The organism is Synechococcus sp. W4D4 (genome assembly GCF_047716805.1).
GTDB lineage: Bacteria > Cyanobacteriota > Cyanobacteriia > PCC-6307 > Cyanobiaceae > Vulcanococcus.
On record NZ_CP180404.1, the window covers coordinates 1,818,285 to 1,841,304 of the forward strand.

The following is a 23,020-nucleotide window of genomic DNA, read 5'->3' on the forward strand; positions in this document are numbered from 1 at the left end:
CAGCTTCTACTCGAACCTCGAGGACGGTTGAATCAGAAGCCCCCACCAAAAGGTGGGGGCTTTTTGTTGTTGCCAATGGGACAACCATTGGAGCCAATGTGCCAGGAGTGCTACGCCTTATTCCAGTGAACGGGCTTACGGCGGTTGGGATAAAGCTCTTGGCACAAGGGGCAGACACGTCCATCACAACCGCGGGCCGTGCAGAACTCCCGCCCGTAGAAAATGATCTGCAGGTGCAGCTTGTTCCAGGCGGATTTGGGGAAGAGACGCTTGAGGTCTGTTTCGGTGCGGGCGACGCTCTGGCCACTGCTCAAGCCCCAGCGCTGCGCCAAACGATGGATATGGGTATCAACAGGAAAGGCCGGCACACCAAAGGCTTGGGCCATGACCACACTGGCGGTCTTGTGGCCAACGCCAGGGAGGGCTTCAAGGGCCTTAAAACTGCTGGGCACCTCACCGTCATGGCGCTCCAGGAGCAACTCAGCGAGGCGCTTGACATTCTTTGCCTTGGTTTTGGCTAACCCCAGCTGACGAATACAACCAAGGATCTCTTGCTCCTCCAGCTGTGCCATCGCCGCAGGATTGGGTCCTGCGGCAAAGAGAGCAGGAGTGACTTCATTGACCTTTTTGTCGGTGCACTGGGCACTGAGCAGCACCGCGATCAACAGCGTGAAGGCATCGCTGTGATCCAGGGGGACGGGAGTTTCGGGGTAGTGCTCCTCGAGGCGCTGCATGATCAGCGCCGCTCGCTCCTCTTTTCTCACCCAATTGGTCTCTTGAAGGCCGCGACGCTAATCCGTGGCGATGCAGCGCTGCCGCCTGCTGCAAGCAGACCAGAAAAGGCAGAAGGATTCAACCGGCAAACGATCTTGCGGGAACACCGGAAACCCCCGGCTCTGCAACAAACAGACTCCCCGCCAAGGGCTGCTGCTTTAGTTCTGCTTCCGTCAAATTGCGGCGGGCCGTGGTGATGAACAGCTGATCCATCGCTGGGCCACCAAAACAACACGACGTAACCTGCTGGCAGGGCAACCGCAAGGTGGCGAGATGTTCGCCACTAGCAGGATTCCAACGGGTTACGGCACCACCGCCAAAGAGAGCGATCCACAGCATTCCCTGGTCGTCAATGGTCATGCCGTCTGGCAAGCAGTTCCACGAAGCAGGGATCTCAATGCAACATGACGCGGCTCCAGCGAGATGCCCATCAGGCGCCAACGGAATGCGCATGACCTGAAGGGTGGGGGAGTCGATCAGGTACAACCAACGGCGATCCAAGCTCCATGCCAATCCGTTGGAGATGCTGAGATTGTCCAAAGCACAGTGGCTATGGCCAGACGTTCCCAAACGCCATAACGCTCCAGCTCCAGCTGAAAAGTCGTAGGCCATCGTGCCTGCCCAGAAGTGACCCCAGGGATCGCACTTGCCATCGTTAAAACGATTCCCAGGCTTGTACTGCTCAGGGTGATGCAGGGGAGTCAAGTCGCCGTTGCTGGGATCAACGCGCAAGAACCCTGTCGCCGTGGCCGCCAGAAGATCCCCGCCAGCCGTTGGGACCGCACATCCCACATGACTACCGATGAACAGGTCACGATTGCGGCCTGTGGTGGGATCCAACAAGCCGATGGTGGAAGCCTCAATATCAACCCAAACGAGTCGATGCTTCTCCTGCCACCAGTGGGGGCCCTCTGCCAAGCCAGCACGAGCCTGAAGAACAGGACGGACTTCTATCTCGAGGTCAGCCCCATCCAGGGAAGGCGGAGCCATCCACGCCACTGCTTTTGGTCAGTATGGGCCTGCCTTCGACTCTTTACGCTCGTGGGATCGTGAGCTTGTTATGGGCAGCAGCTTCGGCGACCTCTTCCGCATCAGCACCTTCGGGGAATCCCACGGTGGTGGTGTTGGCGTGATCGTGGAGGGCTGTCCGCCGCGATTGGAACTCGACCTGGAGGCGATCCAGAGCGACTTGGATCGGCGCAAGCCAGGTCAAAGCAAAATCACCACCCCCCGCAAGGAAGACGACCGAGTCGAAATCCTGAGTGGTCTGCTCGATGGGGTCACCCTCGGCACCCCGATCGCCATGGTGGTGCGCAACAAGGATCAGCGGCCGCAGGACTACAAGGAGATGGAGGTGGCTTTCCGCCCCTCCCACGCCGACGCCACCTACCAAGCCAAATACGGGATCCAGGCCCGCAGCGGCGGCGGACGCGCCTCCGCCAGGGAGACGATTGGCCGCGTGGCCGCCGGTGCCATTGCCAAACAGCTCCTAAGCAAAGCCCACGGCACCGAAGTCGTGGCTTGGGTCAAGCGGATTCATGACATCGAAGCGCAAGTCGATCCCGCCGCAGTGACCCTGGATGCCGTGGAACGCAACATCGTGCGCTGCCCCGATCCCGCTGTGGCAGAGCAGATGATCGAGCGCATCGAAGCGATTGGCCGCGAAGGGGATTCCTGCGGCGGAGTCATCGAGTGTGTGGTCCGCGGTGTTCCCGCCGGGTTGGGGATGCCCGTCTTCGACAAACTCGAGGCGGATCTGGCAAAAGCGGTGATGTCACTGCCGGCCACCAAGGGCTTTGAGATTGGCTCTGGTTTTGCCGGAACCTTGCTGAAGGGCAGCGAACACAACGATGCATTCCTGCCCACCGGTGATGGCACCCTGCACACCGCCACCAACAACTCCGGTGGGATTCAAGGGGGAATCAGCAACGGCGAAGCCATCGTGATTCGCGTGGCCTTCAAGCCGACAGCGACGATTCGAAAGGCTCAGCAAACGATCAACGCTCTCGGTGAAGCCACGACCCTGGAAGCAAAAGGTCGGCACGACCCCTGCGTGTTGCCCAGGGCCGTGCCGATGGTTGAAGCGATGGTCGCCCTCGTACTGGCTGACCACCTCCTGCGGCAGCAGGGTCAGTGCAGCCTCTGGTGAGAACGAGTCAACGCAAGCTGGTCAGCTGAGCGGCTCCGTTACTGCCATTGGTGGAGGGTGCCCCGCCCAAACGGCCGACCGCTTTCGCCATCCGCTTTGCCACTGAACCGCCAGCTCGGGTCACTCCGGTCTTCTTCACCGGGTTGCGTGCGGCTTTCTTCGCGACTGGCTTGGCCTTCGGCGCAACCTTGGGTTTAGCTGCTGCTGCCGGCTTGGCCTTCGCCTTAGCCGCAGTACTCGCTGCTTTCTTGGGGGCAGCTTTCTTGACAGCGGTGGTCTTGGCGGCTGGCTTGGCCTTCACGGCGGCCCGCTTGGTGGTGGTTGGCGATGCTTTTTTAGCTGAGGCCTTCTTGGGGGCCGCTTTCTTCGGAGCTGCCTTGCTGATGCTGCTGCGGCTGCGATGGCTCAGGATCAGTGCCCATTCCGCATCCGAGAGATTCCCAGGCTTGGCGCCATGGGCGTTGGCGAGCTTGGCCGCTTTCTCAATATCGGAAATGAGGTTTTTCCAGGAGGTCGCGAAGCGCTTGTCGGATTGCGACTTGGCACCGCTTTCAACCAGGGTCTCGACAACCCCGGCTGCGGTGACTTTCTTGCGGCGGCGATTGAAGATCTCCTTTTGGAGCTGAGCGATCAGAGCATCAGCTTTATCGCTCAACTTGATGGTGAGTTGAGACATAGATCGAAAGACGTCTATCTCATGAGTAACACTCTGGTCTCAATCTGACAACAAGCGGCCATCGGCTCGCTCTTCGAGCCATGCGAGCAATGCGGTCAATCCAGGGCGCAATCGAGGCGGTTCGTGCGGAGCCAGAGACGTCTTAAACAAGCTGCCCCCCAGGGCAACTGCATCCACACCGGACTCAAACCAGAGCCGTGCATCCATGGCTGACAACCCACCAGCCGCAATGCAGTAAGGCAATGGCGACAGGGGACCTGCAAGCGAAGACCAATAGCTCGGGCCCACACTGCTGGCCGGGAAGAGCTTCACCGCTGGCGCCCCGAGAGCCTGGGCCTTCGCCACTTCCGATGGGGTGTACACACCGGGGACCAGGGTGATGCCGTCCTGCTGGGCTTGAGCCAAAAGTTGAGGCTCAAGGATCGGGGACACCACGTAGTCCAGACCGGCTTCTTCTGCTGCGGCCAAGCCCTGGAGACAACGGACCGAGGCAGCACCGAGGCGAAGCGCGGGAAAGCGCTGACGCAGGTCAACCGCAAGCTCCACCCAGGCGGGTGTCAGCGTCACGGCCAACTCGACGTGGCGCAGCCCGGCATCAACCAGTTGGCTCAGCTGCTCTTGAGCCGAACGGAGCTCAGACACACGAAGCACCGCCAGCACAGGCTGGCGGTGCAATCCCTTCAGGAGACCAGAAGGATCTGAGGGGAGGACCTCAGACGTATTCGGCGACGCGCACATCGCTTCGGATCAACAGCTCTTGAAGATCCTCAGCATCGACGGTCTCCCGCTCCACCAGCATCTCGGCGAGCTCATCGAGCACGCTGCGATTGCCATTGAGAACCGCAGTCGCCCGCTTGTAAGCCTCGGCCACCAGCAGACTCACCTCTTCATCGATGGCGGCGGCGGTGTCCTCGGAGAAGTCACGCTCCGAGGCAATGTCACGGCCGAGGAACATACCGCCTTGGCTGCGACCCAGGGCGACCGGACCGAGACGATCACTCATGCCAAAGCGAGTCACCATTTGACGGGCAACTCGAGCGACCTGCTGGAGGTCGTTGGAAGCACCCGTGGTGACTTCGTCTTCGCCGTAGACGATTTCTTCGGCAACTCGGCCGCCAAGAGCAACGGCCATCTGGTTATGCAGATAGGCACGGGAGTACAGGCCCGATTCCATGCGCTCTTCACTGGGGGTGAAGAAGGTCAGACCACCGGCGTTGCCGCGGGGAATGATCGAAATCTTCTGCACGGGGTCGTAGTCAGGCATCAAGGCACCGACCAGAGCATGTCCCGCTTCGTGATAAGCCACGAGGCGCTTGCGCTTCTCACTCATCACCCGATCCTTCTTCTCAGGACCAGCCATGACCCGCTCAATCGCATCATTCACTTCGTCCATCGAGACTTCGGTGAGCTGACGGCGAGCGGCAAGGATTGCGGCCTCGTTCAGAAGGTTGGCGAGATCAGCACCGGTGTAACCGGGGGTACGGCGAGCGATCTTGTCGAGATCGACGTCCTTGGAGAGCGTTTTGCCGCGGGCATGGACGCCAAGGATCTGAAGACGACCGGCGTAATCGGGGCGATCCACCACCACCTGGCGATCAAAACGGCCGGGACGCATCAGCGCCGCATCCAACACGTCAGGGCGGTTGGTTGCCGCAACGATGATGATTCCGGTATTGCCCTCAAAGCCATCCATCTCCGTGAGGAGCTGGTTGAGGGTTTGCTCGCGCTCGTCATTGCCGCCGCCGAGGCCAGCGCCGCGCTGACGACCCACGGCGTCGATCTCGTCAATGAAGACGATGCAAGGGGCGTTCTTCTTGGCCTGCTCAAACAGGTCACGGACGCGGCTGGCGCCAACACCGACGAACATCTCGACGAACTCCGAACCGGAGATCGAGAAGAAGGGAACCCCAGCTTCGCCTGCAACAGCCTTGGCCAGCAGGGTTTTACCGGTGCCCGGAGGGCCCACTAACAGAACACCCTTGGGGATCTTGGCGCCGACTGCGGTGAAGCGATCGGGGTTCTTGAGGAAGTCGACGACCTCGGTCAACTCGAGCTTGGCGCCTTCGATGCCGGCAACATCACCGAAGGTGACTTGGGTCTCGGGCTCCATCTGAACCCGGGCCTTGCTCTTGCCGAAGTTCATGGCGGGGTTCCCGCCACCGCCCTGGGCGCGGCGGAGCAGGAAGAAGAGGCCACCCAGCAGAAGCAGGGGGAAAATCAGGGAACCCACGGCTTGCTGCCAAGCCTGGGGCTGACGGGAAGGCTCAACAGCGATGTCGACCTTATGGCCTTCCAGGAGCTTGAGCAGATCCTTGTCAGGGGCAAGGTTGACAACGGCACGCTGACCGTCGTTTTCCACCACTTGGGCGGTGCCCCGATCAGGAGCAATCAGGACCCGGGACACCTCATTGGCTTCAACGGCTTCAACGAAGTCGCTGTAGCGCAGGGTGCGTGGCGCATTGGCGGGATCAGGACGATCCAGGAACGCCGTACCCACGGCGATCACCACTACGGCTAATAGGACGTAAAGCCCTGCATTGCGCCAGCGCTTCTTCACTTGGTTCTCCGCTCGATCGAGGACAGTGATTAAGGAATGTTAACCGGACTCAGGCAGCTGAGCGCAGAACCTCGACAACGCTCTTGAAAGCGAACCATTCGGGAATTTCTTCGCCCCCGCGCAGCATCTGGCGGAACTGGGTGCCACTCAGCTTCCTGACGTGCAGGCCGCGGGCGTCAGCATGCTCGGCGGTCACGTAGCCCTCTTCCTCGGTGTAGACGAGGTTCAAGGACGGAACGGTCTCCATCCCCAGTTCAGGAGCGTTCTCGCGGGCGAAGTCCTGAGCCTGGTATGCGCCGTAAAAGTCTTCACCGCTGATGGAGGACTTACAGCCGGCCATGTCGCGGCCGATGATGAAGTGGGTGCAGCCGTAGTTCTTGCGGATGATCATGTGCTGCAACGCCTCACGGGGTCCAGCCATGTGCATCGAGTAGGGGAGATACGCCCAGCGGATGCGGGGGTTGTTCACTTCAGCGGCCAGGCGCTCATAGGTCTGGAAGCGAACAGCGCCGGGGATGTCGTCGTCCTGGGTGGGGCCGCAGGTGGGGTGCACCAACACGACACCTTGGTCGCTCACATTGGTGGCATCCAGGGCCCGAGTGAAGAGCTCGTAGTGCGCACGGTGGATGGGGTTGCGGCACTGGAAGGCCACCACGTCCTGGCCCTCGGGCAGGTTCGCGCGCACCTCAGCGGGGGTCTTACAGGGGAAGACGCGCTCGGGCAGCTCCAGGCCTTGAATCGAACCGCCCAGGTAGAAGCGACCGCGCTCGGTGGCGATCATCTTCACCGCCGGGTGCTCCAGAGAGGACGTGCCGTAGCAGCCCACGGCCTCACGGGCCTTGTCGGGCTCCCACTTGCTCTCAACGGTCATCACGGCCAGCTCTTGACCGCGGTAGGTCAGCAGCAGCTTCTGGCCGACGGCGATGTCGTCGCGATCGGTGTCCATCACGATCGGTAGACCGAAAAGGAGGCCGCTAGTGGTGCGGTTCTTCTCGACCACCGAGAGGTAGTCGTCCTGGTGCATGAAGCCGCGCAGGGGCGAGAAGCCACCCACCATCAGCAGCTCAACGTCACAGGCATTGCGGTCGGAGCACTCGACCACGTGGTCCACGCCGGCCTTGACCGCCTCGCGCTGCTCCGCAGGCACCCGCAGGTCCACGAGGGTTCCGCCGTGGGGAGCGATCAAACCCTGACGGGGTGCTGCAGCTGCGGTGGTCATGGCGGCGCGGAGTGGATCCAATTCCGGCGATTCTCCCAGAGCACCCGAGAAGCCATAAAAAAGAGGGCTCCGAAGAGCCCCCTCATCAAGCGTTCTGAGTCCGGAGAGGGATCAGGCCTTCTCGAGGCGGCCGTAGAGCTGGCCAACGATCTTGACGTCGACGGGGTCATGGCTGCCCATGTCGGTGTCAGAGGGCTGAACAGCGGTGAAGACGCCGGCGAACTCACCGGTGGAAGCATCCACCTTGGTGATCGAGAGGTTCATCTCACCGGTGCCGTCGATGTAGCGCTTGCTGTTCTCACGGGCCAGCTCGTCGTCCTGACCGTTCAGAGCGATCAGGCCTTGGGCGTACTGAACGCCAGTGGTCAGCGCACGGCCCTTGGGATCCAGGAAGTTGGAGGTGCGGTAGCTGGGAACGCGATAAGCGCCATTGAGGTCGGTGCTGGTGCTGATGGCGGTGCCGTCAGCGGTGGCGTCGAGCTCCTTCGAGGAGAAGGTGAAGGGCACCTCCTCACCACCGGGCAGCAGCACGGTCACGATCTGGAAGTCGATGCCGCCCATCTCCTTGAAGTTGATGCCGTTGCCGGTCACCGCCAGGTCGCCATAGACCTGATCAAGGCTGGTGGTGAAGCGAGTCAGAATCTTGGTGGCCACAAACTGGGCCTCCTGACGCTTGTTGGCGGGCTCGCCCTTCACATAAACCTCAGCCGGGTGCATGCAGACCTCGCGCAGCAGGTACTTGGTGTTGCTGTCGAGGGGGATGGAGCCGCGGGCGGAATCCGGGAGGGTCGGGCAATCATTAGCCAGACCGGTGTTGTGGATGTCGTCGTAGGTCAGATCGGCCCGATCAACAGCCTTTGCGCCGCTGCAAGCAGTCACAAGGGTCAAACAAAGGGCCAGCACGACGGCCAGCAAAGGACGGAAACGCATGGGGGAGAAACCGGTCTGGCGGGGAAAACCTCAGGGATGGGGTACGCCCGATCGGGATACTACCGGTGCAAAACGCCCATTCCGCGTACCATGTCGCGGCTCTCAACAACCTGTATGCGAGAGCGGCTGAATTAATCCCTGTATGAGCGACGCCTGCACCACCTCCCAGATCGACGACAGCTTGGTCCGAGGCGACTGGGAGGCCCGGCTGAGTTCAGAGCTGGAGAGCCTGGAGGAGCTGGCCGCCGAGGTTGATGGAGAAGCCCAGGCCCTGCTGCTGCTGCTCCGTCGCCTGGAGGAACTGCATCGGACGATCCAGGACGGGGCCTTCCGCTCAAGCCTCCCGTCCGATCGCGGAGAGCTCTTCAATTTGTTGAAAGGCATGGAAAAGAGCGGCGGCTGGCCCTACATCCCCAGGCTTCAGCTGAGGACCTTCATGGACCTGCTGCAGAACGACGACGACTCAGCCCTGGCCGCCTGAAGAGGCAGCCAGTGCACTGAGCAGCCGATGGGCCAGGGCGAGCTTGCTGGCCGGCTGAACACGCTCGACTGCCGCACCGGGGCCGAGGATCCAACCCTCGTTGGACAGGCTGCCAAAACCGGCCCCTGGCGCATCAATCGGGTTGGCGAAGAGCAAATCACACCCTTTGCGCGCCAGCTTGGCTTGCGCCTGCGGGAGCACATCACCGGTGTGGGCTGCGAAACCCAGGATCACCTGGCCTGCGGGGCGACGATCCACCAGAGCACGCAGGAGATCGGGCACAGGCTCCCAGCCCGCCTCCATCGCGAGCGCGAGGGCCTGCTTATCGGGCTTGTGACTGAAGCACTGCTTGGGACGGTGGTCAGCGACTGCCGCGGACATGGCAATGGCACTGGCCTGGGGCTGGAGCTCCTCAAGACACTCCTGAAGCTCGGCTCCGGTCTCAATCGGATGGCAGTGCACACCCTCAAGCCAGGCCGGCTCGACCTGGAGGGGCCCATGCACCAAATCCACCTCAGCGCCGCGTAGACGCGCAGCCTGAGCAAGTAAGACCCCCATGCGCCCGGTACTGGGATTACTCACGCAGCGGGCTGGATCCAACCACTCCCGCGTCGGCCCAGCGCTCACCAGCAGGCGGCGTCCTGTCCAATCGCGCTGCCACCCCCAGGTCGCGAGGGACTCCAGCGCGAGCAGTAACGACGCGGGCTCGGCCATGCGCCCGGCCCCTTCCCGGTCACAGGCCAGCAGGCCTTCAGCGGGCCCCAAAGGCAACACCCGCTCGAAATGCTGAAGGGTTTGCCAATTGCGGAGAACCCCAGGGGAACTCCACATGGCGGTGTTCATGGCCGCAGCCGCCAACACCGGAGCTTCGGTGGCCAGCAACACTGACGCCAAGAGGGTGTCCCCGAGCCCATAGACCCAACGCCCCAGGCTGGTGGCCGAGAGCGGAGCCAACAGCACCAGCTCTGCCCACTCCGCCAGTTCCACATGCAGGGGGCGAGCGGCGGTGTGGCTCCACTGGTCCGCGTCGAGGTAGCAGCGCTGACGACTCAGGCTCGCAAGCGCGACCGGACTGACCAGCTGCGCGGCGCTGGGGGTCAAGACGCAACGCACCTCTGCCCCGCGCTTCGCCAGAGCACTGACCACCAGTGGGAGCTTGACCGCAGCAATGCTGCCGCTGATCCCCACCAGCACACGACGTCCCTTGAGGGGATCGGCCAGGGGCTCAGTCCTCATCAAAAGGTTCTTGATCGACCAAGTGCACGTAGGGACGCGCCAGCTCCGGACGGTGAATGGCAATCGCCCGCAGCAGGTGCCAATCGTTCAACGCCGCAAAGGGGGTGGGGTAGTCATCGTCATCCAGACGACGCCCCAATTCCTCCATCGAGGCCTCGGTCTGCGCAGCGATCAACTCAGGGGTGATGGAGGCGGAATCGGTCATGGCCATTGAGGACTGATAAGTTCTGGCCAGGACAAGGATCCTTCCTGGTCTTTGGGGGAATTAGCTCAGCTGGTAGAGCGCTGCGATCGCACCGCAGAGGTCAGGGGTTCGAGTCCCCTATTCTCCATCCACCCTTGAAATCCCTGCACGGATCTGGCCATGAACTGGAAACCAGAAGCAGAGGTCAAACTCAAGGAGATCCCTTTTTTTGTGCGTCCAGCCGTACGCAAGCGCATCGAAGCAATGGCCACTGAGGCCGGCTTAGATCTGATCGACGAAGCCTTTTTTGACGACGCCAAGGCCAAATTCGGCCAGAAGTAAGCCGCCCTTGAACCCTTGTGGGGTTTTGCGTGCTGGCTGCGGCCCGGTCTCTGCTAAAGGGCGATGGGGTAAAAGGGTTTAGCTTTCGAGACCTTTCCCGCTCATGTCGCAGTCGAAGCGCGAGCAAGTGGTGAGCCACCTGCGTTACATCCGCCAAGAACTGCGCGAGATGCATCAAGGCGTCATGGAAGACGGTCTGCTCCCTGAAGCAGGCGAGGTGCGTGGGGTGATGGCCCAGATGGAAGCGCTGCTGGAATTACTGGAAGGCAAGGGCAGCCGCAAAGCCAAAGACGCCGATAGCTGAAATCAGCTGATCTGCTCAGCCCGGGGAAACCCGGGCTTTTTTAATGCCCCTGCGGTAAACCTCAACCAACCTGCTGAAGGCGCCTCCCCTGACCCTGCTGCCCCCACCCCAACGCACAAGGCTGCAGCGCAACCTTGGTGGCGCCTGGCCGCGCCTGGAGCGCTGGGCGAGCAACCCCTGGCGGCGACTCTCGGTGCTGCTGATCGTGCTGCTGAGCACCTTTTTCCTGGGCAACGCCATCGCGACTCTCACGGGCGCGCGTTCGTTTCTCGACCCCCCAGCCGCCCTGCTCTGCGTCTTGGCCATCGAAGCGGCCATTCGTCTGCGGGGCCCACTGCTGCGAAACACCAGCAATCGCCTGGGGTTGCAACTGCTGGATATGAGCCGGATGGGTTTTTGCTATGGCCTTCTGCTGGAGGGCTTCAAGCTGCTCTGAGCTAACTGGCCGCCAAGAGATAGAGCAGGGCCATCCGAATCGGAATGCCGTTGGTGACCTGCTCCTCCACCAAGGAGAGGGACGGGTCATCGAGCAGTGCTCCGCTCATCTCGACCCCACGGTTCACCGGGCCGGGATGAAGGACCGGGAGCTTGCCTGGAAGGCGCTCATGGGTGAGACCAAACCGGCGGTGGTAGCTCTCCAAGCTGGTGAGCAGATTTTGGTTCATCCGCTCCTTCTGCAGGCGCAGGGTCATCACGGCATCGGCTCCGACCAAGGCCTGATCGAGATTGCGCTCGATGCTGATGCGGCCGCGCTTGGCCACAGGATCACTGGCCTGCCCCGGCGGTGGGGCTTCAACAAAACTCTCGAAGGCCTGCGGCAGCAGGGTGGCTGGAGCGCAAAGGACCACATCAGCGCCGCACCCGGTCAGGGCCCAGAGATTGGAGCGGGCCACGCGGGAGTGGAGGATGTCGCCAACAATCACGATCCGCCGGCCCCGCAGCGCTTCGGGGGTTGGGCTCTCAGGGTTGAACTGACGCGCCAGGGAAAACAGGTCCAGCAGGCCTTGGCTCGGGTGGCTGTGCAAGCCATCCCCCCCATTGAGGACCGCGACGCGCTCGCCGCTGAGGTCGAGGTCGTTGGCCAAGGACGCCGGAATCCCCGTGCAGCGGTGGCGGACGACCAGCAAGTCGGCGCCCATGGCCACGTAGGTGCGCACCGTGTCGAGAAGGCTCTCGCCTTTGCTCAGGGAACTGGAGGAGGGAGAGAAGCTCTGAACATCCGCCGACAACCGCTTGGCCGCCAGCTCAAAGCTGCTGCGAGTGCGGGTGCTGGGCTCAAAAAAGAGGGTGGTGACGAGCTTGCCCTGCAGGGCCGGCAACTTGCGGGCACCACTGGTGGGCATAGCCCGAAACCGCTGGGCCAGCTCTAAAACAGTGGTGTAATCCTCAAGCGAGAAGGCCGCCAGATCCAGCACATGGCGGTGGGTCCAGTCGCTCAAGGTCTGCGGCAGTCGTCAACTGCAGGCTAGAAGCCCGAGGGACAAGAGGCCACGTCCCAGGCTTCAGCGACCGCAGGGGTGCGGTCCCCCTTGGCGCGGCGACTAATGCTGCGGCTGCTGCGCAGGTACCAGCGCCAAGGGGTGTCCTGGCCCTGGCTGATGCCGATGCGGCTGGTTTGAACCAGGTCATCCGCTGGAAACGCGGCGTGCCGTGGGGCGAGCCAAAGCCCCTGCTCCGGGTGGCTCGGGCAGCGGTCATGGCCGCGGTCGAGGCCAAAACGGCGCGCAAGCAGGGCTGGACCCGCTGCAATCCGCTCCGGCTCGCCCGGCATGACCAGGGCCCTGAGCAGAACGCCGTTAGCCCATTCGGCCCTGTGGGTCACCACGTTCACGCAGTGGTGGATGCCATAGCTCACATAGACGTAAAAACGCCCTGGCTCACCAAAGAGCGTTTCGTTGCTGGGGGAGCGGCGGCGGTAGCCGTGGCAGGCGGGATCGTCCTGGGAATACGCCTCCGTTTCCACCACCACACCCCAGAGCAGGCTGCCGCCTGTTTGGCGTTTCACCAACTTGCAGCCAATCAGTTCAGGTGCCACCACCTCGGCAGGACGGCAGAAGAAGGCGTGGGGCAGGGCTGGGAAATCCTGAGTGATGGGAGGGGTGGCTATGGGAGTGGCTGCTGGTCTCCCTTCATCTTGGTGACGACCAACCAACTGCTCTAAGTCCAGTTGCAATGGGGTTAGTGGTGGCGAAACTCCCGCCAGAAGTGAGCTCAAGCGACATGCAGCAGTCCATCCGTTTGAGCCTCTCCCTCACTGGTGCTGCAGCGCTGGCACTGGCATCAATGCCGCAGGTGAGCGCCAAGCCCGCACAAGTCGCCCAAGGGTCTGCCAGTGACCTGGGTGTGATGAGCATTCAGCTCAAGGACATCGTCACACCACAAGTTGGTGTCCAGGCTCAAACCCAAGCGGCTGGCACCCCCAACCAAGCAGGTCTGGGTGGCTTCCTTCCCCTGGTGGTCGGCAGCAACAGCGTCTTCTTTGCTGATGTCTTGGCGAATGCCAACTTCTCGGACTGGGGTAACAGCAGCAGCATCATCAACACCACCGTTGCTGGCACCACCATCTCCACCTCATCCCGCCTGGGCTATCGCTGGCTCAATGGTGACCGCAGTTGGATGTATGGACTGAATGCGGGCTATGACACCCGACCAATGAGCACGGGTCCTGCTGATACAGGCATCCCTGTCTATGCCTCACGCACCGCTTTCTTCCAGCAGGCGGCTGTCAATGCAGAAGCGGTAAGCGATAAGTGGGCACTCAGTGCCTATGCGCTCATTCCCACTGGCACCACCAACGCCCAACTCAACACCGTCTATCAAGGCGGCTCGCTTGATACCTATGGCTTGGATGCGGGCTACAACCTCACGAAAGCTCTAAAAGCTTCTGTTGGTTACTACTACCAAAATGGTGACCTCAATACAGCAGATGGCTCTGGTGTCTTGGGTCGCCTCGCCTATGCCATCAACAACGGACTAACGGTTGGCACCAACCTCTCTTATGACAGTGCCTTCAAGTCACGTTTCTCGGCAGACATCAAGTGGCGTTTCAATACGAATGGCGGTCCTGGCAAAGAAACACCGAAAACCAATGCTGCCGTTACTGCCCTAACATCAACTCCAAGCAATAGGGATGTGCGGGTGCACGACTGGTATAGCTGCCGTTATATAGGTCCCAAGCATAACTTATCCGCGCTAACAAAACGAAGCAATTATGTCTGCCATGGTCATTGGTGGTAGTAGATGTCCTTTTTAAGCTTAATGATTGAATTCCAGCATGGTTGAGGCGCCTAGCCTAACCACCCAAAGCCCCTGCAAACGCAGGGGCTTTTTATTTCTTCAGTCACACCCATAAGCCAGCAAATTAGCCTCTAATACCTGGCACTTTCGTCATTAACGCAACCTGAGGACAGCCCCGTCAGCGCTCCATCGCAATCAAGCCAAAAACTCAAGACACACCAAAGCAGTCCCCAATATCTCTTCTACCTACTTCTATCCTTATTGCCTCAACACATTCACCAATAACTTCGCTCCCTTTCGCCATCACGGATGCCATTGGCGCGTCTAAATCTCACTTCCACCTGCAGCCAATCAGCTCAGGGGCAACGACGTCCGCTGGACGGCAGAAGATGGTTTTAGGTAATGCGGGGAAATCGGTGGTGATGGGCTTGGTGGCTATGGGAGTGGCTTGTCTTTTCCCAGCTTGCCGCCACCAAGCGAAGTGCTCTAAGCCCAGTGGCAATGCGACATTTCTTGGCGAAACTCCCGCCAGAAGTTGAGCGCGAGCGCAATGCAGCATTCCATTCGCCTGAGCCTCTCCCTCACGGGCGCTGCAGCGCTGGCACTGGCATCAATGCCGCAGGTGAGCGCCAAGCCCGCACAAGTCGCCCAAGGGTCTGCCAGTGACCTGGGTGTGATGAGCATTCAGCTCAAGGACATCGTCACACCACAAGTTGGTGTCCAGGCTCAAACCCAAGCGGCTGGCACCCCCAACCAAGCAGGTCTGGGTGGCTTCCTTCCCCTGGTGGTCGGCAGCAACAGCGTCTTCTTTGCTGATGTCTTGGCGAATGCCAACTTCTCGGACTGGGGTAACAGCAGCAGCATCATCAACACCACCGTTGCTGGCACCACCATTTCCACCTCATCCCGCCTGGGCTATCGCTGGCTCAATGGTGACCGCAGTTGGATGTATGGACTGAATGCGGGCTATGACACCCGACCAATGAGCACGGGTGATGCCGATACAGGCATCCCTGTCTATGCCTCACGCACGGCTTTCTTCCAGCAGGCTGCCGTCAATGCAGAAGCGGTAAGCGATAAGTGGGCACTCAGTGCCTATGCGCTCATTCCCACTGGCACCACCAACGCCCAACTCAACACCGTCTATCAAGGCGGCTCGCTTGATACCTATGGCTTGGATGCGGGCTACAACCTCACGAAAGCTCTAAAAGCTTCTGTTGGTTACTACTACCAAAACGGTGACCTCAATACAGCAGATGGCTCTGGTGTCTTGGGTCGCCTCGCCTATGCCATCAACAACGGACTAACGGTTGGCACCAACCTCTCTTATGACAGTGCCTTCAAGTCACGGTTTTCGGCTGACATCAAGTGGCGTTTCAATACGAATGGCGGTCCTGGCAAAGAAACACCGAAAACCAATGCTGCCGTTACTGCCCTAACATCAACTCCAAGCAAGAGGGATGTGCGGGTGCACGATTGCATACCGCGCAGACCACGATGCGGAAATTAGTGATTTTGTGCGGCGATGACGATTAGAGGACGGGACTAAGCATTTTGATTGATAAGTGATAGGCTAACCACCCAAAGCCCCTGCAACCGCAGGGGCTTTTTATTTCTTTATTCACACCAGTAAGCCAACAAATCAGCCTCCAATACCTGGCACCATCGCCCTCGGCTTAGCCCAATGGCAGGTCACTCACGGCATTCTTTGCCTCATCTCAAGACCGCAAGACACACCAAAGCCTCCCTAGCCTCCCTCAATATGTTTCTCCCTACTTCTATCCTTATTGCCTCAACACATTCACCAATAACTTCGCTCCCTTTCGCCATCACGGATGCCATTGGCTCGTCTAAATCTCACTGCTATCTGGTGCCACTCGTCAGGGATTTGGTTGAGCCGCATATCAAACGCAAACGGTAGTTGCTGCTGCCCAGGCGATACACGATTTTTCTTGCTTCTTTGATGACCTCTTGCCTCAACCAATCGCTTCAGCATCCTTGAGCCCCAGTGGCACTTGGCTGCTCCTTTGGCGTGATGACGATACCGCTGACAAAACCGCTCATAACGCTTGGAGCATCCCTCCAGTGTTGGCGCCAGTTGCAGGAAACTTGGGTGCCATTCGCTGATGCCATCACTCGCCAACCTGCCGTAGTGCCCGTAGTTGGAATAAGGGTCATAAAACCCCTTTCGCACTCCAGCTGCTTTGGGGTTGGCGTGGATATACCGCAAGGTATTGAGCACTCGTCTGTGGTCTTTAGGCGCAATGGCAGTGGCGTAATACCTGGCTTCCCAAAAGTGCCCGCAGCGACCCGTTAGGCGATTGAGTGCCATTGCTGAATACCAGCCAAACCAGTGCATCAGCCTTGGCAGTTGGCGTGCATCATCAGGTTTGATGAGCAGGTGCAGGTGATTTGCCATCAAACAAACGGCATACAACCTGTGAGGGACCTTGGCTTGTGCCTTGGCGAGCACTGCTAAAAGCACATCCCGCCTCAATCCCTTAGCAATCAAAAACTGACGGCTGTTGCACCGCAGCGTGATGTGAAAGGAATAGCCCTGTGGCAGGCAGCGTGGTGAGCGTGACATTTGGAATGTGAGGGCATCTTGGCTTTCACCTTGATGCTCTGCCCTTAGGGGTCTTGGCGTATTCCTGTTGGATTTGACTGATAAGAAGACCCTGCAGGTCTCTATAAGCCCGATTGACCTTCTGCACCTCAATCAACATTGCTGCTTCCACATCAGGCAGGCGAATAGCAATGGTTTTCATTTGTTTTTCTCCAGTCGCTCCAACTTCTCCGCAATCGCTGCACGACAGAATGCTGAGATATTGAGATGCTGGCTTCTTTTCAGCAGGAGCAGTGCCTGATGGAGTTGTTGGGCATCGCCTTCTGGGTAGGTGATGGTGAGTTGGTTTCTTCTCATTTCTTTTGGGGTGATAGGTCGCTGTTGAATGGGTCAAGGGCAATCAGCTCCAAGTTGGTCTGTTTTCCCAAATAACTGCTAATGCATCTGTAGTCATCATCCTGTGGGTTGATGCGTTGAATATCTATGGATTTCCATTTAGACAATGCCTTGACTTTATTTGGTAGTCGCTTATGAAACAGGGCTTCCATCTCAACTTGGGTATTTAGGCTCCCTGGCAACTTCTCCACAATCAGGTGGGTGTGGAATTGACCTGTGCCCTGGTGGCTGGTTTCGTGGAAAAACAGCATCTTTGGGTAGAGATATTCACCAGCACCCTTGATGCTCTTATCACGGCTCTTGTAGATGATGCGATGCAGTTTTCGCTTGAGGTCAGCGACATCTTTGAGTAACTCATCTTCTTTGCTGTGGTGGTCTCGGTAGTGAAAGCTGATGAGCCACCAGGGGTTGATGCTGTGGAGCTCACCTTTGATGAGGTGTTTGATATTCCGTTTCAAGCGTTGGGCTTGCCTGCGCTCTTCTTGTTGTATTGATTTCACTTGAGTTTCTCCTGCTTCTTCTCACGCAGAGACACTGACACCAATTCCTTGGCATCCAGCGCATCTCTTCTGTTAGTTGCTCGCAGCGGTTGCTTCTCAATCCACCAAGTAAGCACTGCAGGCGTTAGTTATTTATGCGAGTTGCACCTTTTACAGGGTCGTCATATGAGGATTGACTGACACTCCAATATCTGCAGGCAAAGCCAACAAGAGCGATACATCACGCAGGCTTGTTTTTATTGCTATTTCCGCCGTATATCAAGCCCTGACGCACCCACTTTTATAGATTGGCTCTTAACATCTTTTTTGGTATTTGTTTCAAGCTGTCTGCCAAGTCGGCATCTTCAATCTGCCTGTTGGCTTGGCATAGGTATCAAGCAGCATCTTGGTGGAGTGCCCTGCTGCCGCTGCCAAGTCAGCTGGGGAGTTTCCCATCGCTAAAGCGTGAGACAGGAAGCTATGGCGTTGGGCATAGAGACGGCGGGGCTTCAATCCACAACGCTCAAGCGACCGCTTCCACACACGACCCACCAGATGGTCGTAGATGTTGCTGTAGCTGGTGGGGGCGACAAACACCAGCCCATAAGGGTCGTAAATCTCCAGCAGCTCCATCTCAGCCTTGTGCTGTCTCAACACCTCCAGCACCTGTGCGGTCAGGGGCACCACACGCTCTCTCCCTGTCTTCGTCGTTGCCCAGCTGTGCTGACCTGAGGAATAGCCATCACGCCTCAAGCTCTTGCACACCAACACCTCACCTTCTTCCCAGCGGATGCAATCCCAGGTCAAGCCCCTGATTTCGGCATTTCGCATCCCCGTGCTGAGCCACAGCAGAAACAACGGGTAAAACCAAGGCTCATTGCTCTCCAGGTCAGCCAGCACAGCTTGGATTTCATCCACGCTCAGCACATCGCTCTGGACTGACCGCCGCTGCCACTTGAGCTTGTGAGAGAAGAGATGACGATTGCCACCGCTGCACTGGCGGTAGTGGGTCATCAACCCAGCAATGGTGCAGTCGCTCAAGCCACGCTCCTCTCTCAACCAACGCAAAAACTCCTCTGCATCGCTTCTGGTGCGGATGGGCTTTCCGTAGTGCTCCAGCAGCTTGTGGGCGTGAATGGCAGCAGCCTGGCGTTTGCTCTCTGCCCGCACCCTCACTGCCTCCAGCAGTCCCACCTGCTTGCCATTCACTAGCGGCTGATATGCCATCAGGCTGCGGTCAAAGCTCCCCTGCTGGTAGTCGCTCCAGATTTGGGCGGCGATGGCGTGGGCTTTAGCCACTGCCACAGGGTCATCCCAGCGACCCAGGCGGTTGATAAACGCATCCCTGCCATCAATCCGCACACGGACCTGGAGAGTGCCGTTGTTGTTGCGTAGAGAAGGTGGTTTCCTCAAGCTTTGCTGCCGCTGCTGACACCAGGGCTACGGCTGCACCACTGATTCAGCCAAGACAGCCGCGTCCACGTGTAGCCCTTCGTAGCTGGGGGAGTGCTCTGGGCGAAAAATCGGGGGATTTTTCTGGGAGTGGCTTGGCAGTTGGCTGGGAGACCCGTTGGAGCTGCTGAAACTTCAAGCCCAGCCTGAGGTCTTGGAGCGACGGGCTCGCTTCACGCAGTGGTGGATGCCATAGCTCACATAGACGTAAAAACGCCCTGGCTCACCAAAGAGCGTTTCGTTGCTGGGGGAGCGGCGGCGGTAGCCGTGGCAGGCGGGGTCGTCCTGGGAATACGCCTCCGTTTCCACCACCACACCCCAGAGCAGGCTGCCGTCTGTTTGGCGTTTCACCAACTTGCAACCAATCAGCTCAGGGGCAACGACGTCCGCTGGACGGCAGAAGAAGGCGTGGGGCAGGGCTGGGAGGTGCTTCTCCATCAGATCCGCGCGACCTGCAGATCACAGTTAACCGAGCCGCCGCTGCAAGCCCCAGCCACGGACGCCAGAATCAAGCCATCGGCTCCGCCACTGCGATGCATTCCGACGGCTTCACCCTTGCCACGGTCCTGATTGGCGGCAGCGGTCTTTTCGTGCTGGCCACTTTGTTCTTCGGGACCAAGGGCGGCTACTACGACACCGACAAGTACGACGGCAACGGCACCGCCCACTAGAGCCGCCTAGGTCTCACTGGAGAGCCGCTCCGACTGAGGACAGTCCGAGGTGGTCTCGAGATCGTCCGGCAACGCGGAGCGACTGAAGTACGCCAGGCGGGTGCTGACCGCTCCAATGGAATCAAGGCGGACGGTTTCCTCCCAGCTGTGGAGTTCGTCGTCGTCTTCAGCGTCGTAGCGAAGGGTCACCAGGTCGCCTTCAAGCTCAACGACCAGTGCCTCTTCGATCCAGCGCTGCTGGTCGCGCAAGAACACCCAGATGGGCCGTTTCTCGCACTGATAGCGGTAAAGGCGTCGCTGAAGCATGGGCCGCCGCCGGATACCTAATCCTAGGGATACTGAACCAATCTCACGCCGCAGCTCCGTGGTTGCTCACTGCACCGAAGACATCCGACTGCAGCTGCGGAGCTGGCCCGAGGTGGAGGCCTATCTCCAGCAGAACACAGGGGTGATCATTCCCCTGGGGTCTACCGAGCAGCACGGACCCACCGGGGCCATCGGCACCGATGCCCTGACCGCTGAAGCGGTGGCCCTTGAAGTCGGTCGGCGCCTGGGGGTGCTGGTGACCCCCGCCCAGGCCTTCGGCATGGCAGAGCACCATCTGGGGTTTGCCGGGACCATGAGCCTGCAGCCCTCCACCCTGCTGGCGGTCCTGCACGACCTGATCCTGTCCTTGGCCCGCCATGGTTTTGAGCGGATCTATGTGATCAATGGCCATGGCGGGAACATCGCCACCTGCAAAGCCGCCTTCGCCGAGGCCTACGGCACTGCCGCGGCCCGCGGCCTTCCGAATGCCGGGCGACTGCGCTGCAAGCTCGCCAACTGGTTCATGACCTCAGAAGCCATGGGCCTGGCCAGGGAGCTCTACGGGGACAAGGAAGGACACCACGCCACCCCCAGTGAAATCGCCATCACCCTGGCACTGGAGCCCAGCCTGGAGAGCAAGCAGCAACCCCTGCCGGACCCAGCCCCGGCCGGGCCAATTCACAGCCCCGAGGACTTCCGCCGCCGCCACCCGGATGGCCGCATGGGATCCCATCCCTCCTTGGCCACCGCCGAAGACGGTCGCCGCTTTTTGGATGTGGCCGCGACGGGGCTGGTCACTGATCTGGAGCGCTTTTTGAGCGAGTCGGCCAGCTAGGTTCACCCCATGAGCAACATCAGCGCCGACGACGTCCGCAAGGTGGCCAAGCTGGCTCGCCTGGAACTGCCCGAAGAGAAAATCGCGACCTACACCGGTCAACTCGAGCGGATCCTCGACTACGTCGACCAGCTGCAAGCAGTCGATACCGATGGCGTTCCCGCCACCACCCGCGCCGTTGAAGTGGTCAATGTGACCCGCGAAGACACCGTGGTGCCGACCGAGGTGCGCGAGCAGCTGCTGGATGAGGCGCCCCTACGGGAAGGCGACTTCTTCCGCGTTCCCAAAATCCTGGCGGACTGACCAAACTCAAGCTGACGGCAGCGCTCGATCTGTAAAACCAGTCGATCAGCGGCGGGGCGAAACCGCCGTACGGTGCAGGAGAGCGACCACATGGCGGCGGGCCCTGAACGAGGGCAGCAGTCCAGCGATCGGACGGAGTTTGCTGCGGCGGCGGCGATGGCTGCGCACCCCCAGGACGATGTCGTAAATGAAATTGGTTAAATCACCCTTGGTCTCGAACAATCCGAGCCGCTGAGGAGAACCCTTGGCATCAAGGATTGGCTTGGTTGCGTGATACGCGGGGCGGTATTCAAACCAGGGAATTGACGGCCAAAGGTGATGAACCAGGTGATAGTTCTGGCCCATGATCAGCCAGTTCATCAGACGCCCGGGATAGACCCTCGCGTTGTGCCAACGATTCCTTGAAGAGAAGGGGCGGTGCGGCAGGTAATCGAAGAACAACCCAAGGGTCACCCCAACCATTAGGGCTGGAGCAAACCAGACATTGAAAATGAAATCAATGAAGCCGTATTTGATCCCAGCCAGCACAATCGCGAAGAAGATGCCACGCCCTAGTCCCCATTCAAGAAGTTCATGTCCGCGCCAAAGCTTGCGCTGGAAGAAGAAGTACTCGTGATAGAAAAATCGAGGCGCAATCAGCCAGAGCGGACCGAAGGTGCTGACGATGTGATCGGGATCGTTCTTCGGATCGTTCACATGGGCGTGATGCTGCAGGTGCACGCGGGTGAAGACCGGGAAGCTGAAGCCCAACAGCAACGCCGCTCCATGCCCCATAAAGGCATTCCAGAAACGGCTGGGATGCGCCGCGTTGTGGCAGGCGTCATGGATGACCGTGCCCTCCAGATGCAAAGCCAGAAAACCCGTGGCCAGCAGGACCGGTAGCGGCCAGCCCCAGAGGAACCAGCCCGCAATGCTTAGAGCCGCGAGGACATAGCCGCCGAGGAACAATCCCACCGTCGGGTTCCAGGGAGCCGGGGGATCGAGGTATTGCCTCGGCACAGCACTCACCGACGCACGCACCTCTTGGCGTCCAAGCTCTCTCGACTCAGCTGGGGCCAAGGTTTGCGTCATTCCTACTGAATTAAGGAGCAGCTTAGAAAAGCTGACGTCTCGAACGGATGCCCACCGGGGGACTTGAACCCCCACGACCGAAGCCACTGGTACCTAAAACCAGCGCGTCTACCAATTCCGCCAGGTGGGCAGGGCATGACTGTAGAGAGCGGCCCAGAATGGGGTCAACGCCTCAATTCCAATGCTGGCCACCCTTGGCGGAACCCTTGCCCTGCTGGTGGGCCTGACGGTGATGCTGCTGCCGCTGCTCGCAACAGAGCTGAGCCGCCCTCGCGATGCCGCATGGGGAGCTGTGGTGCTCCTGCTGGGCCTGACCCTGGTCACCAGTGCAGACCGGCTCACCGGCTCACCGATGCTGGCCGTGCTCTGCGGAGGCCTACTGATCGCTCGCCTCGGCAGCGAGGTGCTTCAAAGCCGCTGGCGCATGCTCAGCCCCGAGGAGCAACAGCGCATCGCGTCCCTGGAGCGCTGGCAGACCAGCCTGAGCGAGCTGTTCAGCAGCAGCTCCCAGGCCGCTTCGGTGTTGAGCTCAACCGGCGGCTCCCTGCTGAGCACGTTGAAAGGTGGCCCCAAACCGGGCAAGACCAGCAAACGCTGGGTTCGCGCTGAAGCTCAGAGCGAAGCCAAAGGACCCAACGAAGGACCCAGCGAAACCACCGTTGAGGCAAACGACGAAAGCGAAAGCGAACCTGCAGTGAAAGCAGCTGTTGCACCCACCTTGGTGAGCTCCTTCGAGGAGGTGGACGCGCTGATCGAGGCATCCAGCCCCCAAGCGGGATAATCGACCCTTGCTGCCCCAAGCGCTGTGACCGCCAGCACTGCTTCCGAGTCCTCCGCCAACGCCGGGCAGAT

28 protein-coding genes, 2 tRNA genes and 1 pseudogene are annotated in these 23,020 nt (G+C 59.9%); 12 read left to right on the forward strand and 19 right to left on the reverse strand.

Features of this window, described 5'->3' with window-relative positions; all coding sequences use genetic code 11:
• Positions 1–110 precede the first annotated feature (110 nt).
• Positions 111–764, reverse strand: coding sequence for an endonuclease III (gene nth / locus ACLM42_RS10205; protein WP_415398981.1), 654 nt, complete (start codon positions 762–764; stop codon positions 111–113).
• 88 nt (positions 765–852) lie between these two features.
• A complete protein-coding gene (locus ACLM42_RS10210; RefSeq protein WP_415398982.1) occupies positions 853–1,764 on the reverse strand; it encodes an SMP-30/gluconolactonase/LRE family protein in 912 nt (303 codons plus the stop codon).
• Positions 1,765–1,834: 70 nt separating this feature from the next.
• Here ACLM42_RS10210 and aroC point away from each other — a divergent pair, with 70 nt between their 5' ends.
• A complete protein-coding gene (aroC, locus tag ACLM42_RS10215) occupies positions 1,835–2,923 on the forward strand; it encodes a chorismate synthase (protein ID WP_247909503.1) in 1,089 nt (362 codons plus the stop codon).
• A 7-nt stretch (positions 2,924–2,930) separates the two neighbouring features.
• Here the strand turns inward: aroC and ACLM42_RS10220 are convergent, their stop codons facing one another.
• The 5 genes from ACLM42_RS10220 to ACLM42_RS10240 all read right to left on the reverse strand — a co-directional run bounded on the left by ACLM42_RS10220 (position 2,931) and on the right by ACLM42_RS10240 (position 8,305).
• Positions 2,931–3,599 (reverse strand): hypothetical protein, encoded by a 669-nt coding sequence (locus ACLM42_RS10220; RefSeq protein WP_415398983.1) that lies wholly within the window; start codon positions 3,597–3,599, stop codon positions 2,931–2,933.
• A gap of 39 nt (positions 3,600–3,638) precedes the next feature.
• Positions 3,639–4,337 carry a bifunctional 4-hydroxy-2-oxoglutarate aldolase/2-dehydro-3-deoxy-phosphogluconate aldolase gene (locus ACLM42_RS10225; protein ID WP_415398984.1) on the reverse strand — a complete coding sequence of 233 codons (699 nt, stop codon included), beginning with the start codon at positions 4,335–4,337 and terminating at the stop codon, positions 3,639–3,641.
• On the reverse strand, positions 4,312–6,156 hold the full coding sequence (gene ftsH3 / locus ACLM42_RS10230) for an ATP-dependent zinc metalloprotease FtsH (protein ID WP_247909506.1): 1,845 nt from the start codon (positions 6,154–6,156) through the stop codon (positions 4,312–4,314). The genes ACLM42_RS10225 and ftsH3 overlap by 26 nt, the downstream gene beginning before the upstream one ends.
• A gap of 49 nt (positions 6,157–6,205) precedes the next feature.
• Complete coding sequence (gene sat / locus ACLM42_RS10235; protein ID WP_415398985.1) at positions 6,206–7,375, reverse strand: sulfate adenylyltransferase; 1,170 nt, start codon at positions 7,373–7,375, stop codon at positions 6,206–6,208.
• Positions 7,376–7,486: 111 nt separating this feature from the next.
• Positions 7,487–8,305: a photosystem II manganese-stabilizing polypeptide gene (locus ACLM42_RS10240; RefSeq protein WP_415398986.1), complete on the reverse strand. Its 819-nt coding sequence runs from the start codon at positions 8,303–8,305 to the stop codon at positions 7,487–7,489.
• Between the two features lie 142 nt (positions 8,306–8,447).
• Between ACLM42_RS10240 and ACLM42_RS10245 the strand changes: the two genes are divergently transcribed.
• Positions 8,448–8,786 (forward strand): hypothetical protein, encoded by a 339-nt coding sequence (locus ACLM42_RS10245; protein WP_415398987.1) that lies wholly within the window; start codon positions 8,448–8,450, stop codon positions 8,784–8,786.
• Here ACLM42_RS10245 and coaBC read toward each other — a convergent pair.
• Both coaBC and ACLM42_RS10255 read right to left on the reverse strand, forming a co-directional pair.
• Complete coding sequence (gene coaBC, locus ACLM42_RS10250; RefSeq protein ID WP_415398988.1) at positions 8,769–10,022, reverse strand: bifunctional phosphopantothenoylcysteine decarboxylase/phosphopantothenate--cysteine ligase CoaBC; 1,254 nt, start codon at positions 10,020–10,022, stop codon at positions 8,769–8,771. The genes ACLM42_RS10245 and coaBC overlap by 18 nt on opposite strands.
• Complete coding sequence (locus ACLM42_RS10255; protein WP_415398989.1) at positions 10,012–10,227, reverse strand: DUF2555 domain-containing protein; 216 nt, start codon at positions 10,225–10,227, stop codon at positions 10,012–10,014. Before ACLM42_RS10255 ends, coaBC begins: the two co-directional genes overlap by 11 nt.
• Before the next feature lie 54 nt (positions 10,228–10,281).
• On the opposite strand from ACLM42_RS10255, the gene ACLM42_RS10260 reads away from it, so the two are divergent.
• The 4 genes from ACLM42_RS10260 (at position 10,282) to ACLM42_RS10275 (ending at position 11,288) form a co-directional block, all read left to right on the forward strand.
• Positions 10,282–10,354: transfer RNA gene (locus tag ACLM42_RS10260), tRNA-Ala, on the forward strand.
• Between the two features lie 32 nt (positions 10,355–10,386).
• The gene (locus tag ACLM42_RS10265) at positions 10,387–10,548 is read left to right on the forward strand and encodes a PCP reductase family protein (protein WP_247909511.1); all 162 of its coding nucleotides are present in this window, start codon (positions 10,387–10,389) and stop codon (positions 10,546–10,548) included.
• A 103-nt stretch (positions 10,549–10,651) separates the two neighbouring features.
• Positions 10,652–10,852, forward strand: a complete 201-nt coding sequence (locus ACLM42_RS10270; RefSeq protein WP_010314552.1) for a hypothetical protein — start codon at positions 10,652–10,654, stop codon at positions 10,850–10,852.
• Between the two features lie 193 nt (positions 10,853–11,045).
• Positions 11,046–11,288 (forward strand): DUF565 domain-containing protein, encoded by a 243-nt coding sequence (locus tag ACLM42_RS10275; protein WP_371820566.1) that lies wholly within the window; start codon positions 11,046–11,048, stop codon positions 11,286–11,288.
• 1 nt (position 11,289) lies between these two features.
• On the opposite strand, the gene ACLM42_RS10280 is transcribed toward ACLM42_RS10275, so the two are convergent.
• Together ACLM42_RS10280 and ACLM42_RS10285 are read right to left on the reverse strand one after the other, a co-directional pair.
• A complete protein-coding gene (locus ACLM42_RS10280) occupies positions 11,290–12,291 on the reverse strand; it encodes an aspartate carbamoyltransferase catalytic subunit (protein WP_415398990.1) in 1,002 nt (333 codons plus the stop codon).
• 26 nt (positions 12,292–12,317) lie between these two features.
• Entirely contained in the window at positions 12,318–12,959 is a 642-nt protein-coding gene (locus ACLM42_RS10285) for a DNA-3-methyladenine glycosylase (protein ID WP_415400167.1), read from the reverse strand.
• Between the two features lie 113 nt (positions 12,960–13,072).
• Here ACLM42_RS10285 and ACLM42_RS10290 point away from each other — a divergent pair, with 113 nt between their 5' ends.
• Positions 13,073–14,089: a carbamoyl-phosphate synthase L chain gene (locus ACLM42_RS10290; protein ID WP_415398991.1), complete on the forward strand. Its 1,017-nt coding sequence runs from the start codon at positions 13,073–13,075 to the stop codon at positions 14,087–14,089.
• A gap of 550 nt (positions 14,090–14,639) precedes the next feature.
• Positions 14,640–15,599: a carbamoyl-phosphate synthase L chain gene (locus ACLM42_RS10295; RefSeq protein WP_415398992.1), complete on the forward strand. Its 960-nt coding sequence runs from the start codon at positions 14,640–14,642 to the stop codon at positions 15,597–15,599.
• Between the two features lie 291 nt (positions 15,600–15,890).
• On the opposite strand, the gene ACLM42_RS10300 is transcribed toward ACLM42_RS10295, so the two are convergent.
• From ACLM42_RS10300 to ACLM42_RS10320, 5 genes and pseudogenes are all read right to left on the reverse strand, one after another.
• Complete coding sequence (locus ACLM42_RS10300) at positions 15,891–16,676, reverse strand: transposase (RefSeq protein WP_415398993.1); 786 nt, start codon at positions 16,674–16,676, stop codon at positions 15,891–15,893.
• 25 nt (positions 16,677–16,701) lie between these two features.
• Positions 16,702–17,049: a hypothetical protein gene (locus ACLM42_RS10305; protein ID WP_415398994.1), complete on the reverse strand. Its 348-nt coding sequence runs from the start codon at positions 17,047–17,049 to the stop codon at positions 16,702–16,704.
• Entirely contained in the window at positions 17,009–17,551 is a 543-nt protein-coding gene (locus ACLM42_RS10310) for a hypothetical protein (protein WP_415398995.1), read from the reverse strand. Before ACLM42_RS10310 ends, ACLM42_RS10305 begins: the two co-directional genes overlap by 41 nt.
• A gap of 318 nt (positions 17,552–17,869) precedes the next feature.
• Complete coding sequence (locus tag ACLM42_RS10315) at positions 17,870–18,943, reverse strand: site-specific integrase (protein ID WP_415398996.1); 1,074 nt, start codon at positions 18,941–18,943, stop codon at positions 17,870–17,872.
• A 213-nt stretch (positions 18,944–19,156) separates the two neighbouring features.
• Positions 19,157–19,420 (reverse strand): annotated as a pseudogene (locus tag ACLM42_RS10320) (DNA-3-methyladenine glycosylase); the annotation flags it as partial.
• A gap of 95 nt (positions 19,421–19,515) precedes the next feature.
• Between ACLM42_RS10320 and ACLM42_RS10325 the strand changes: the two are divergent.
• Positions 19,516–19,653 (forward strand): hypothetical protein, encoded by a 138-nt coding sequence (locus tag ACLM42_RS10325; protein ID WP_185186311.1) that lies wholly within the window; start codon positions 19,516–19,518, stop codon positions 19,651–19,653.
• A gap of 6 nt (positions 19,654–19,659) precedes the next feature.
• Here the strand turns inward: ACLM42_RS10325 and ACLM42_RS10330 are convergent, their stop codons facing one another.
• Entirely contained in the window at positions 19,660–19,959 is a 300-nt protein-coding gene (locus ACLM42_RS10330; RefSeq protein WP_247909514.1) for a DUF6679 family protein, read from the reverse strand.
• A gap of 58 nt (positions 19,960–20,017) precedes the next feature.
• Here ACLM42_RS10330 and ACLM42_RS10335 point away from each other — a divergent pair, with 58 nt between their 5' ends.
• On the forward strand, positions 20,018–20,794 hold the full coding sequence (locus ACLM42_RS10335; protein WP_415398997.1) for a creatininase family protein: 777 nt from the start codon (positions 20,018–20,020) through the stop codon (positions 20,792–20,794).
• Between the two features lie 9 nt (positions 20,795–20,803).
• Entirely contained in the window at positions 20,804–21,097 is a 294-nt protein-coding gene (gene gatC, locus ACLM42_RS10340) for an Asp-tRNA(Asn)/Glu-tRNA(Gln) amidotransferase subunit GatC (protein WP_247909516.1), read from the forward strand.
• A gap of 45 nt (positions 21,098–21,142) precedes the next feature.
• Here the strand turns inward: gatC and crtR are convergent, their stop codons facing one another.
• Both crtR and ACLM42_RS10350 read right to left on the reverse strand, forming a co-directional pair.
• Positions 21,143–22,168 carry a beta-carotene hydroxylase gene (gene crtR / locus ACLM42_RS10345; RefSeq protein WP_247909517.1) on the reverse strand — a complete coding sequence of 342 codons (1,026 nt, stop codon included), beginning with the start codon at positions 22,166–22,168 and terminating at the stop codon, positions 21,143–21,145.
• Positions 22,169–22,216: 48 nt separating this feature from the next.
• Positions 22,217–22,298: transfer RNA gene (locus tag ACLM42_RS10350), tRNA-Leu, on the reverse strand.
• Between the two features lie 51 nt (positions 22,299–22,349).
• On the opposite strand from ACLM42_RS10350, the gene ACLM42_RS10355 reads away from it, so the two are divergent.
• Positions 22,350–22,949 carry a Ycf66 family protein gene (locus ACLM42_RS10355; RefSeq protein WP_415398998.1) on the forward strand — a complete coding sequence of 200 codons (600 nt, stop codon included), beginning with the start codon at positions 22,350–22,352 and terminating at the stop codon, positions 22,947–22,949.
• Positions 22,950–23,020: the final 71 nt, after the last annotated feature.